Consider the following 12,346-nt stretch of genomic DNA (forward strand, 5'->3'; position numbering starts at 1 on the left):
CTCCCACCTAGCGGGAAGGCGATCCGATCGACCGCCGCTTTCAGCCCGTTGGTGAAGCATGACTATCACCGAACCGTCGTTCGAATTAGCCAACCAACGGCGGATCTCGCTTCCGGTTTTACCGAACAATCGGGCCGCATGTCAGCCCGCCCCCTCCTCCCAATAGGGCGGATCGCCAAAGGCCGCCTTGAGATGGTCCGCGAGCGCGCGAAGCTTGACGGACGAGCGGCGCCCTTCCGGATGCGCGAGGTAGATGAATTCCGGGCTCGGCCGCACGCCGACATCGATGAGCTTCAGGTTGCCGGCGCGAATATCCGGCCCGGCAATGAACAGCGGCAGCAGCGCAATGCCGAGGCCGGCGACCGCCGCGTCGCGCAGCATGTCGCCATTGTTGACCCGCAAGCCCACCCGTGCCCGGACGATCTCGATGCCGTCAGCCGTCGCGAAACGCCAGTCCGCCACGCCGCGGTTCGTGTAGAAGACGCCCTTGTGCCCGTCGAGTTCGGCCGTCGTTGCCGGTGTGCCGTGGCTGGCGAGATAGTCGCCGGAGGCGACCAGCACGCGGCGGCTCGGCGCAAGCCGCCACACCATCAGGCGGGAATCGTCGATCGTGCCGTGGCGCACCACGCCGTCATAGGCACCCGATGCGATGTCGACACGGCGGTCGTCGAGATCGAGTGACATTTCGATTTTCGGATTGGCCGCCAGGAAGGGAAAGAGCGCCGGCCCGAGATGCAGCCGGCCGAAGGTGACGGGCGCCGAAATGCGCATCGGGCCGGCAAGCGTGCCGCGCCGTTCGGCGAGATCCGTCGCCGCTTCCGAGACCTCCCTGAGGATGCGGGTGGCGCGTTCGAGGAAGGCGGCGCCATCCTCCGTTACCGACATCCGCCGCGTGGTGCGGTGGAGCAGCGTTGCGCCGAGGCTTCGCTCCAGCTCCGCCAGCCTTTCGCTCACCACCGATTTCGAAAGCCGCAGCGTGCGCGCCGCCTCGCTGATGGAGCCCGCTTCGGCGACCGCCACGAAACTTGTTATGCCGTCGAGTTTCATCGTTCGGTTTTTCCGGAAAATAGATTTGCCTTTGGCATTGTAGTGCGAACGCGCAGCCTGCGCCATATTCGTCTTCAGCAAAACAGCAACATTCCTCGAAGGAACAACGATCATGGACAGGCTCAACGGCAAACGCGCCCTCATCACCGGCGGCACCAGCGGCATCGGGCTGGAAACGGCGCGGCAATTCCTGGCGGAAGGCGCACGCGTCGCCGTCACCGGCACCAATCCGGAAACGCTGGAGGCCGCCCGCAAGGAACTCGGCGATGGCGCGCTGGTGATCCGGGCGGACGCCGCCGATGTCGACGGCCAGAAGCAGGTTGCGGCAACCATCAAGGAGGCCTTCGGCGGCCTCGACATCCTCTTCGTCAATGCCGGCGTCGCGCTGCTGAAGCCCGTCGACGCCTGGGACGAAGCCGCTTTCGACCGCGTCTTCGACATCAATGTAAAAGGCCCTTATTTCCTGGTGCAGGCGCTGCTGCCGATCCTCGCCAACCCGGCGTCGATCGTGCTCAACACCTCGGTCAATGCCCATATCGGCATGCCGAATTCCAGCGTCTACGCCGCCTCGAAGGCCGCGCTGCAATCGCTGATCCGCACGCTGTCCGGCGAGTTGATCGGCCGCGGCATCCGCGTCAACGCCGTCAGCCCCGGCCCCATCTTGACGCCGCTTTACGACAAGCTCGGCTTCAACGAGGCGGACCTCAAGAACGTTGCCGAGAGCATCAAGGGCCTGGTCCCGGCCGGCCGCTTCGGCACGCCCTCGGAGATCGCCAAGGCCGTGGTCTTCCTCGCCTCTGATGAAGCCGCTTACACCATTGGCAGCGAGATCATGATCGACGGCGGCATGGGAACGCTGTGAGTCACGATACCTTCGAGGAGCACTCGTAGACGACCCGGTCGGTCGCATCGTCGACGCCGGCGAGGCTGACATCATAGCCCCAGAGCCGGCGGATATGGGTCAGCGTCGCGTCGCGCCGGCCTTCGTCGAGCAGAATGCCGTTCTTGATGCGGTGGCGCAGGCGAAGCTGCCGGTCGCCGAGCAGGTCGACATCGATGACCTGGATATCCGGGCGGTTCGCGCCCGGATCATAGTTGCGCGCAAGGCCGGCGCGCACGGCGGAATAACCCCGTTCGTCGTGGATGGAGGCGACTTCGCAAAACGTGTCGGCCGAGCGGTCGGAGAGCTGGAACAGGCGGAATTTCCGGATCAGCGCCGGGCTCAGATATTGCAGGATGAAGGATTCGTCGCGGTGGTTCTCCCAGGCGTCTTTCAGCGTGCCCATGCAGTCGCCATTGCCGGCAATGTTGGGAAACCAGTCGCGATCCTCCGCCGTCGGCGCCGTGCAGATGCGCTCGATGTCCTGCATCATCGCAAAACCGAGCGCATAGGGATTGATGCCGGAAAAACGGGGATCGTCGAAGTTCGGCTGGAAGACGACATTGGCGTGGCTTGCCAGCAGTTCCAGCATGGCACCCTCGCTCATCCGGCCCTGGTCGAACAGCCGGTTGATGATGGTATAGTGCACATAGGTCGCGCACCCTTCGTTCATCACCTTGGTCTGGCCCTGCGGATAGAAATACTGGGCGATGACACGGACGATCCGGAGGATTTCCCTTTGCCAGGGTTCCAGGATGATGCTGTGCTTCTCCAGGAAATAGAGCAGGTTCTCCTCGGGAAGGTTCAACACCTTCTTGCGCTCCCCGGCTTCGCGCTCGGCCTCCTCCACACCGACGCTGCCGGTCGCCGTCGGCAGGGTGCGCCAGAGGTCGCTATAGGTCTGCTCCTCGTATTCCAGCCGTTCGCGCGCCCGCTCCCTGACCTTTTCCGATGAAAGCCGCGGTGGCCGGCGATAGTGGAAGACGCCCTGGTCCATCAGGGCATGCGCCGAATCGAGGATTTCCTCCACGGCAGCAAGGCCGTGCCGCTCTTCGCATTTGGCGATGTATTTCTTGGCGAAGTCCATATAGCCGAGGATCGCGCCGGCATCCGTCCACTGCCGGAACAGGTAGTTGTTCTTGAAGAAATGGTTGTGGCCGAAAGAGGCATGCGCGGTCACCAGCGCCTGCATCGGCATGGTGTTTTCGTCCATCAGATAGGTGATGCAGGGGTTGGAATTGATCACCAGTTCATAGGCGAGCCCGCGGCGGCCCTTGCGGTAGAGCTCGTTTTCGAAGACGAAGCGCTTGCCGAACGACCAGTGCTGATACATCAGCGGCATGCCGACCGACGAATAGGCATCGAGCATCTGCTCGGAGGAGATGACCTCGATCTGGTTGGGATAGACGTCAAGCCCCATCTCGCCGATGGCGATTTCCTTGATTGCTTCATAGGCGCGCGAAAGCGTCGTGAAGTTCCACTCGGAACCTTCGAATAGCAGGTTGGAAGCCGGCTCTTTTGCCATCCGTTCCTCCTTCACCGGCGCAGCTGGTCGGGCTGGTTCCGGGCAAAGAGTTTGCGGAAGACCGGATAGATGTCCGACGGCCGCGCGATGCGCGTCATCTGGAAGTTCCGCACCGCGCCGTCGACCGTCCGGTAGGCGCGCCACAGCGACGTGCCGTTGTCCGTCGTGCCAAAGATCTCGCTTTCGCGCTCGTCGATGATTTCGACATAGGCGTAATATTGGCAGAGCTTCATCAGCGTATCGCGCAGCAGCGTGGCACAGCGCTCGGAATCGCCGCTGGCATTGTCGCCGTCGGACGCCTGGGCCGCATAGATGTTCCAGATATTCGAGGGATAGCGGTCCGTGATGACGCGCACCATCTCCTCCAGCGCGGTGGAAACGACCGTGCCGCCGCTCTGCTTGCTGAAGAAGAAGGTCTCCTCATCGACTTCCCGCGCCTCGTCCGTGTGGCGAATGAACACGATTTCAATGCGCTCGTAGCGGCGCTTGAGAAACAGGTGCAGCAGGACGAAGAAGCGCTTGGCGAGATCCTTTTCGCGCTCGCCCATCGAGGCGGAGACGTCCATCAGGCAGAACATCACCGCGCTCGCATTGGGCAGGGGCTGGCGTTCGAACCGGTTGAAGCGCACATCGACGGGATCGACATAGGCGATCCGGCGGCGCCGCCGTTCCAGCAGGTCAAGGTCCTCGCGCAGCTGTTTCAGCCGCTGGCGCTGCTGGCGGGAAGGCTCCGCCTCGGCTTCCAGCGCCGCGATCTCCTCGCTAAGCGCCGCGATTTCCTTCTCGCCCGGCCGCCGCAGGGCGATACGCCGGCCGAAGCTGTTGCGCATCGTCCGCCCGACATTGATGTTGCTCGGCGTGCCCGATGTCGTAAAGCCGACGCGGTGGGACTTGTAGGTGACGGTTTCCTTGAGGTTCAGCTTCACCATGTCGGGAAGCTCCAGATCCTCGAAGAAGAGGTCAAGCACCTCCTCGCGCGACAGCACGAAGAGGAAATCGTCCGCATCCTCGCCGCGCCCACGGCCACGCCCGCCGCCACCTCCCGCGCCCGCCTCCGGCTTGCGGATGCGGTCTCCGGGCGAAAAGACCTCGTTTCCCGGCAGCACATAATTGCGCTCGCCGCTCCCTCCGGAATGCTGGAAGCTCGGCTCGTCCGCGCCGCGTTTGGGAATGGGAACGCCATGAGCGGCGTCGATATCGGCGATCTTCTCCGACTTGACCTTGTCGCGGATCGTACGCTTCAACTCGTCGTGCACCCGTTTCAGGAAACGCCGCCTGTTGCCGAGACTCCGGTCCTTCGGGTTAAGCCGGCGATCGATGAAATTCGGCATGCGCCATCCCCTACTCCAGCCCCAAATCCGGTACTCTTAGCCGGCCTTGTTGACGCGCATGTACCAATCGACGAGCCGCCGGACCTGGCGCACGGTATAGCCCCGCTCGGTCATGCGCTGGACGAATTCGGCGTGCTGCTTTTCAGTCGCACCATCCTTCTTCGAGCCGAAGCTGATGACCGGCAGGAGGTCTTCGACCTGGCCGAACATGCGCTTCTCGATCACCTCGCGAAGCTTCTCGTAGCTGGTCCAGGCGGGGTTGCGCCCACCGTTGCGGGCGCGGGCACGCAGCGTGAATTTCACGACCTCGTTGCGGAAGTCCTTGGGGTTGGCGATGCCGGCGGGTTTTTCGATCTGCGAGAGCTCGCTGTCGAGGATCTCGCGGTTGAGGATCTGGCCCGTATCGGCATCCTTGAAGTCCTGGTCCTCGAGCCAGGCATCGGCATAGGAAATATAGCGATCGAACAGGTTCTGGCCGTATTCGCTATAGGATTCGAGATAGGCCTTCTGGATCTCGTGGCCGATGAACTCGGCATAGCGGCTGGCGATTTCGGAGCGGATGAAATCGAGATAGTTCGCCTCGACCTCCTTGGGATATTGCTCGCGCCGGATCGCCTGTTCGAGGATATACATCAGGTGAACCGAGTCGGCCGCGACCTCCTTGGTGTCGTAGTTGAAAGTCTCGGACAGCACCTTGAAGGCAAATCGCGTGCTGACGCCCGTCATGCCCTCGTCGACGCCAGCGGCATCGCGGTATTCCTGCAGGGATTTCGCCTTCGGATCGGTATCCTTCAGGTTCTCGCCGTCATAGACGCGCATCTTGGTGTAGGTCGGCGAATTTTCGTGTGGCGTAAGGCGCGTGGCGACTGTGAAGCGGCTGAGATTCTCCAGCACTTCCGGCGCGCAGGGGCTGGCGGAAAGCTCGCTTTCGCGCAGTAGCTTTTCATAGATCAGCCGCTCCTCGGTGACCCGCAGGCAATAGGGCACCTTGACGACCAAAATACGGTCGAGAAACGCCTCGTTGTTCTTGTTGTGCTTGAACTGCAGCCATTCCGACTCGTTGGAATGGGCAAGCACGATGCCCTGGAACGGAAAGGCCCCGAAATTCTCGGTGCCGTTGTAGCTGCCTTCCTGCGTGGCGGTGAGCAGTGGATGCAGCACCTTGATCGGCGCCTTGAACATTTCGACGAATTCGAGAAGCCCCTGCGTCGTGCGGTTGAGGCCGCCGCTGTAGGAATAGGCGTCGGGATCGGCCTGGCTGTAATTTTCGAGCTGGCGGATATCGACCTTGCCGACCAGGGTGGAAATGTCCTGGTTGTTCTCGTCGCCCGGTTCCGTCTTGGCGATGCCGATCTGGCGCAGCCGCGAGGGCATGAGCTTGACGACGCTGAATTTCGAGATGTCGCCGTTGATCTCGTCCAGCCGCTTCGTCGCCCAAGGCGAAATAAGCCCGGTGAGACGCCGTTGCGCGATACCGTATTTGTCTTCGAGCAGCTCGCCCATGCGATCGCGGCTGAACAGGCCAAGCGGTGATTCAAAGACGGGGCTGATCTTGCCGTCGATGGCGAGCGTGTAGATCGGCTGCTGCTCCATCAGCTTCTTCAGCCGCTCGGCAAGGGAGGATTTGCCGCCGCCGACCGGGCCAAGGAGATAAAGGATCTGCTTGCGCTCCTCCAGCCCCTGCGCCGCATAGCGGAAATAACCGACGATCCTCTCGATCGTATCCTCCATGCCGTAGAAATCGGCGAAGGATGGATAGATCTTGATGGTGCGGTTGGCGAAGACGCGGCCGAGCCGCTCGTCGGCGCTGGTATCGACCAGTTTCGGTTCACCGATCGCTGCCACCATGCGCTCTGGCGCCGTGGCATACATGCTCTTGTCATCACGGCAGGCTAGGAGATATTCCTGCAGGCTGAGCGCCTCTTGCGCTTCGCTTGCGTAAGTCTCTGAAAAAAGGTCGAAAATATCGCTGCCACTGGTTCGCATAGAACCCTCCTGCGGTCGCCGGGCGATATCGCCGTCGTAGTCGCCCGCCATCTCAGTTATTAAACGGATCAGGAGCGGGTTTTGTTCCCCGACTCCGGCTGCAACACATGCCGAATCTTAAGCGCAAACAAAGGCGAAACGACGTTCTAACAGGCCACGTTCAATCAATTCCAAGACTGCGCCCATCCAAAGCCATGCAAGGAGAGGCATCGACTCAGTATGATATATTGTTACGGGCAGAACGATAGTAACAGTGATTTGAGTTGCATGATTTTTCCCCCGCTCAGTCTCGCAAGGGACGAGTCGGAGACCGCGGCCGAAAAGTCCCCGGCAAGGCGGCTAACGGTTCGTTAAGACGACCGGCACGACTTTAAATGTATATTAATGCAAATTTAATCGAGCACTGCCCTTCACCAACTCTTTCCTTGGTTTCCTCGCCTTGCGCATGCAGGGTCCTGCCATTCGATCGTCGTGGCGCTGGGGAATGGTGTTGGAATGATTTCGTTCGTCATCCGGCTCAAAAGCCGCGCCCATTTCGTTGTCAAACAGGGCCGCAATGCCGAGCGCGAAGCGTTCATCGGCACCAATGCGCGCCGCCGCAAACAGGCGCGGCTGCGCGTCGCGATCGTAATCGCCGCCTTTTGCGCGATCTACGTGGCGGTCGGCGTGCGCCTCCTCCAATACGGCCTTTCCGAGCCGATCCTGTCCGCATCGATCGGCAGCAATGTCGATGCGGTAGCCTCCCGCCCCAACATCGTCGACCGCAACGGGGAACTGCTGGCGACCGACCTCAACATGGTGTCACTCTACGCCGATCCGCGCCGCATCATCGATGCCGACGAAGTGGTGGAAAAACTGGCACTCGTCGTTCCGAACATCGACTGGAGCGACACGCATAGGAAGCTGCGCTCCCAGACCGCGTTCCAGTGGCTGCGACGTCAGCTGACGCCGAAGCAGCAGGCGGATATCCTGGCGCTTGGGCTTCCCGGCATCGGCTTCCGCCCGGAAAAGCGGCGGTTCTATCCGGGCGGCGCCACGGCGTCGCATATCGTCGGCCACGTCAATGTCGACAACCAGGGCCTTGCGGGCATGGAGCGCTATCTGGACCAGCAGGGTCTTGCGGACCTGCGCGCGTCCGGTCTCACCGATGATACGCGGCTGGCGCCGGTGACCTTGTCGATCGACCTTCGCGTCCAGAACATCGTGCGCGACGTCGTCGCAAGGGCGATGACCGACTACGAAGCCGAGGCCGCCGGCGCGGTAATCCTCGACGTGGAGACGGGCGAGGTGCTGGCGATGGCGTCGGTTCCCGATTACGACCCGAACGAGCCCTCCCGGATGCTGCCGGACGGCAGCGTCGACAAGGCCTATGAAAAGGGCTGGTTCAACCGCATCAGCAACGCGACCTTCGAGATGGGCTCGACCTTCAAGAGCTTCACGCTGGCGATGGGGCTGGACGAGGGCAAGATCTCGCTGAATTCCGTCGTCGATGCCTCCCGCCCGATCCGCATGGGCGGTTTCACCATCCGCGATTTCAAGGGTAAAAACCGCCCGCTCTCCATCCCCGAAGTGTTCCAGTATTCCTCCAACATCGGAACGGCGGCGGTCGCCGACATGGTCGGCATCGATGGGCACCGCGAGTTCCTCACGCGGCTCGGCCTTCTGTCCAAGCTGGACACGGAAATGCCCGGCGTCGCGACGCCGACCCAGCCGCAGACATGGAAGAAGATCAACTCGGTCACGATCTCCTTCGGCCACGGCGTCGCCACCACGCCCTTGCAGACGGCGGTTGCGGCCGCAGCGCTGATGAACGGCGGATACCTCCACCAGCCGACCTTCCTGCCCCGCTCGAAGGAAGAGGCGCAGGCGCTCGCCCGTCGCGTCATCAAGGAGAAGACGAGCGCGGAAATGCGCTTCCTCTATGACTGGAACGGGCAGAAGGGCTCCGGCCGTGGCGCGCAGGTGGAGGGTTTTCACGTCGGCGGCAAGACCGGCACGGCCGACAAGGTGATCAACGGCCGATACGCCAAGAACATCAACTTCAACGCCTTCGTCGCCGCCTTCCCGATGGACAAGCCGCGATACATCGTGCTCTCCATCATCGATGCGCCGCGCACGGGCGAACGAGGCGGGCGAACGGCAGCCTCCACGGCGGCCCCGATGATCCAGGCCATCATCCGCCGCGTCGCGCCGCTATTGGGCGTCAAGCCGCGCTTCGGCGAACCGGATGCGGAAATGCTGCTGGTCGATTACTGAGCCCACGCGGTGCGAAGCGCCATTCGACGGTGAAACCGAATTCTGATTTCAGATGCCGCCCAATTATAAGAGCGATCCAGAGGCCGTATCTGATTGTCGAAAGGAACCGGCCATGCAGATCGACCACGTCACCATCAGAACCCGCGATATCGCAGGCGCCCGGGAATTCATGCGCACGGTCTTCGATCTGGAGGAAGGCGAGCGACCGGCGGCGATCCGGCACATTCCGGGCTGCTGGCTCTACAGCGAAGGCAAGCCGATCGTTCACATCATCGGGTCCCATGGAGCGGGCCAGGATCGCGCGGCAGAAGCCATCGATCATGTCGGCCTGCGCATGACGGACTATACCGCCTTCCGCGCAAAGCTCGATCGCCTCGGCATCCGCTATTCGCCGATGGATCTCGCCGACATCGCCGAGCGCCGCCTCTTCCTGCAGATGCCCGGCGGCCCTCTGCTGGAAGCCGTCTTTTCCGAACCCGTGCCCGCCTAGCGCAACAGGCCTTCCACCGTGGCAGCGGCCGCAAGCACCCGTCCGTCGCTATTCCTCGGCCCCGACAGAAGCAGCCCGACGGGCATGCTGGCAGCACCGGTGCCGCAGGGCAGCGACACGCCGCACCAGTCGAGAAAATTGCCGATCAACGTGTTGCGCAGCGTCTTGCCGTTCACCTGGAAGAACAGGTCCTCATCGTCCAGCAGCGGCTGGATCTGCGGCGCGACATGGGGGAGCGTCGGGCTGATCAGGATGCTGTCCGGCCCAAGCCGCTCCTCGAAGGACGCGATCAGCCTGTCGCGCGCGGCCAGCGTTTCGAGATAATCGGCGAGCGTGATCTTCTCCCCGAGCAGCGTGCGCTTGACGACGCGGGGGTCCATCTCGGCCGCGGCCGCCCCCTGGATGCGCTCGCGGTGCAGCACGAAGGCCTCGGCCGTCACCAGCGCGCCATGCTTGGCCATCAGGTCGAAGATAGCGGAGAATTCCGGAAAAGCCTCGCGGCGGACACGGGCGCCCGCCTTTGCCAGCCGCGCGACGGTCGCCTCGAAGGCCGCGACGACTTCGGGTTCGGCGCCGTCGAAGAACACGGTCTCGGGGATGACGAAAGAAAGGTCTGTGATGCAGGGGCGTGGCAGCGCGTCGGCGGATGGCAGCCCGCGCATGGCCGCATCGACCCAGATCGCATCCTGCACGGTGCGGCAGAGCGGCCCGAGCGCATCGAGGCTCTTAGCCAGCGGGAACACGCCCTTCATGGAATAGCGCCCGCGCGTCGCCTTGTAGCCGACGATGCCGTTGAAGGCGGCGGGGATGCGCACCGAGCCGCCGGTATCCGTGCCGATGGAAACGGGAACGAGGCCGGCAGCGACCGCAACGCCGGAGCCGGACGAGGAGCCGCCCGGAATACGATGTTCGCCCGCCGGCGAAGCCGGGTTGCGCGGCGTGCCGTAATGCGGATTGATGCCGAGGCCGGAAAAGGCAAACTCGCTCATGTTCACGCGGCCGACGCTGACCATGCCGGCGCCCGCAAGCGCCTGCACCACGGCGGCATCCTCGCCTGCCGGTTCGCTGCCCTTCAGCACGCGGGAGCCGACGGTCGTCGGCAAGCCCTGAATGTCGAAAAGGTCCTTCCAGGCGATCGGCACGCCATCCAGAACACCGAGCGAGCGCCCTTCGCGAATGCGGCGGCGGGAAGCCTCGGCCTCCGCTTTAGCCCGGTCCTTCAGCAGAACCGTGAAGAGCGCGGCATCCGGATAGGCCTCGATGGCGGCCAGCGTCTCCTCCGCAAGCGCGACGGGATCGACCGCGCCCGCTTGCAGGAGTACGGAAAGCTGAGCAATCGACCGCGGCTCCATCGGCATGTCCTTTTCTGCTTTTGATGGACCGTTTCAACAGGTTCGCGTCGAGAGCGTCAACCATAAAGCAAGTAAACCGTGCCTCCGAAGAGGCACGGCCGCCATCGTCAACCGGCCGCGAGAAACCAGGAGCGGCGCGCCTGCGTCAGTCCGGCGGCGTAGATGCCGAAGGCGATGACGGCGGTTGCCGGCGCCGAAAGCTCGGCGTAGCTGCCGCCCCAGACATGCAGCCAGATGCCGATGGCGGCTGCGATGAACCAGGCACCGATGCCGAGCGGATTGAAGGCCGGCACATGGCTGGAGCGGTATTCGATCGCCTGCCCCACCAGCGCGCTGTAGCGGTCGATCAGAATATGCGCCATCGCTACCGCCACCCAGGCGACGACGAAGATGCCCTGGTACGCGAGCGCCTGAAGCAGATAGGAAAAGACGTCCGCGAGCATCAGCACATAGACCACGATGCCGACCGCGATGGCCCAGCCGACGCGGCCGAACGGCAAGCGACCGAAGAGCTGGACGAGCGCCTCCATGTTGACGGCGGCCAGATAATAATTCGCCGTGTTGATGCGGGTCTGCGTGACCCAGACGAAAAGCAGGCCCCAGATGCCCATCAGCTTCAGAAGCGCCAGCAGCACGCTGACCTCCGAAAGGGCGCCGAGATCCGGCACCGTGCCGATCATGAACATGCCGAAGAGACCGCTCACCAGGAATGCCATGGCGTAGAACGGCATGCCGAAGTTGAACCAGGCGTGATAACCGGCATCCTCCCCGCGCCCGAAGCGGGCATAGTCGAAGGTGAACATCATCAGCACCCAGACGCCCATGTAATAGACGAAGCAAGACCACCAGCCGCCGGCCGGCGCACCCGTCTCGGGACCGAGGTTCAGCCATTTGTCGCTGTAGCCGTATTCGCTGATGGCGAGTGCCACCGCGACGACGAGGCCGAGGATGTAGAACGGCAGCAGCACGCCGTTGAACTTGTCGAGCCAGCTCTGCATGCTGCCGAAGATCAGCGGTACGCTATAGAGCACGACGATCAGTGCCGCGACCGGATAGGAAATCGACGGCAGGATGGTGTTGATGCCGACCGCGATGACCGAGCCTTCGAAGACGGCATAATAGATCGCCGTGGCGCAGAAGATGAGGGTCGCCAGCCCCGACCCGACATTGCCGAACAGCACGCGTGAGAACAGCGCCACGGAAAGGCCCGTGCGGATGGCGAAGCGGCTGAGCACCGCGTTGATGACGCCATAGACGACGACGGACAGCACGATGCCGATGATGGCATTGCGCGTGCCGAAGTTGAGCGCCATCGCCGCCCCGACCACGATGTAGAAGACGGCGCTGCACACCGCCCACCAGGCCATGGTCAGCCCGCCTTTCTGCATGCGGGCGTTCGGTGGCACCGCCACGCCGGAAAAGTCCGAATTGTCGGCTTCGGTCGCCGATACATTGCCTGCCATTGCAATCCCCTCTTTT

General features: G+C 62.9%; 9 protein-coding genes. 3 read left to right on the top strand and 6 right to left on the bottom strand.

Features of this window, described 5'->3' with window-relative positions; all coding sequences use genetic code 11:
* Window positions 1–141: 141 nt before the first annotated feature.
* Window positions 142–1,047, bottom strand: a complete 906-nt coding sequence (locus AC1Q6Z_RS08605; RefSeq protein ID WP_492647458.1) for a LysR family transcriptional regulator — start codon at window positions 1,045–1,047, stop codon at window positions 142–144.
* A gap of 112 nt (window positions 1,048–1,159) precedes the next feature.
* Here AC1Q6Z_RS08605 and AC1Q6Z_RS08610 point away from each other — a divergent pair, with 112 nt between their 5' ends.
* A complete protein-coding gene (locus tag AC1Q6Z_RS08610; protein ID WP_492647459.1) occupies window positions 1,160–1,909 on the top strand; it encodes an SDR family oxidoreductase in 750 nt (249 codons plus the stop codon).
* A 1-nt stretch (window position 1,910) separates the two neighbouring features.
* Here AC1Q6Z_RS08610 and AC1Q6Z_RS08615 read toward each other — a convergent pair whose 3' ends face one another.
* Genes AC1Q6Z_RS08615 through AC1Q6Z_RS08625 form a run of 3 tightly spaced genes read right to left on the bottom strand, consistent with a single transcriptional unit; the run spans window position 1,911 to window position 6,769 of the window.
* Window positions 1,911–3,452, bottom strand: a complete 1,542-nt coding sequence (locus AC1Q6Z_RS08615; RefSeq protein ID WP_492647460.1) for a SpoVR family protein — start codon at window positions 3,450–3,452, stop codon at window positions 1,911–1,913.
* An 11-nt stretch (window positions 3,453–3,463) separates the two neighbouring features.
* Window positions 3,464–4,783, bottom strand: a complete 1,320-nt coding sequence (locus AC1Q6Z_RS08620; protein WP_492647461.1) for a YeaH/YhbH family protein — start codon at window positions 4,781–4,783, stop codon at window positions 3,464–3,466.
* Between the two features lie 36 nt (window positions 4,784–4,819).
* Window positions 4,820–6,769 (bottom strand): PrkA family serine protein kinase, encoded by a 1,950-nt coding sequence (locus AC1Q6Z_RS08625; RefSeq protein WP_256114704.1) that lies wholly within the window; start codon window positions 6,767–6,769, stop codon window positions 4,820–4,822.
* A gap of 495 nt (window positions 6,770–7,264) precedes the next feature.
* On the opposite strand from AC1Q6Z_RS08625, the gene AC1Q6Z_RS08630 reads away from it, so the two are divergent.
* Both AC1Q6Z_RS08630 and AC1Q6Z_RS08635 read left to right on the top strand, forming a co-directional pair.
* Entirely contained in the window at window positions 7,265–9,025 is a 1,761-nt protein-coding gene (locus AC1Q6Z_RS08630; RefSeq protein ID WP_492647462.1) for a peptidoglycan D,D-transpeptidase FtsI family protein, read from the top strand.
* Between the two features lie 112 nt (window positions 9,026–9,137).
* Entirely contained in the window at window positions 9,138–9,515 is a 378-nt protein-coding gene (locus AC1Q6Z_RS08635; protein WP_492647463.1) for a VOC family protein, read from the top strand.
* On the opposite strand, the gene AC1Q6Z_RS08640 is transcribed toward AC1Q6Z_RS08635, so the two are convergent.
* Both AC1Q6Z_RS08640 and AC1Q6Z_RS08645 read right to left on the bottom strand, forming a co-directional pair.
* A complete protein-coding gene (locus AC1Q6Z_RS08640) occupies window positions 9,512–10,873 on the bottom strand; it encodes an amidase (RefSeq protein ID WP_492647464.1) in 1,362 nt (453 codons plus the stop codon). The genes AC1Q6Z_RS08635 and AC1Q6Z_RS08640 overlap by 4 nt on opposite strands.
* A gap of 101 nt (window positions 10,874–10,974) precedes the next feature.
* Window positions 10,975–12,330, bottom strand: coding sequence for a purine-cytosine permease family protein (locus AC1Q6Z_RS08645; protein WP_492647465.1), 1,356 nt, complete (start codon window positions 12,328–12,330; stop codon window positions 10,975–10,977).
* Between the last annotated feature and the right edge of the window lie 16 nt (window positions 12,331–12,346).

Source organism: Shinella sp. GW835-FHT14H05, assembly GCF_058793575.1.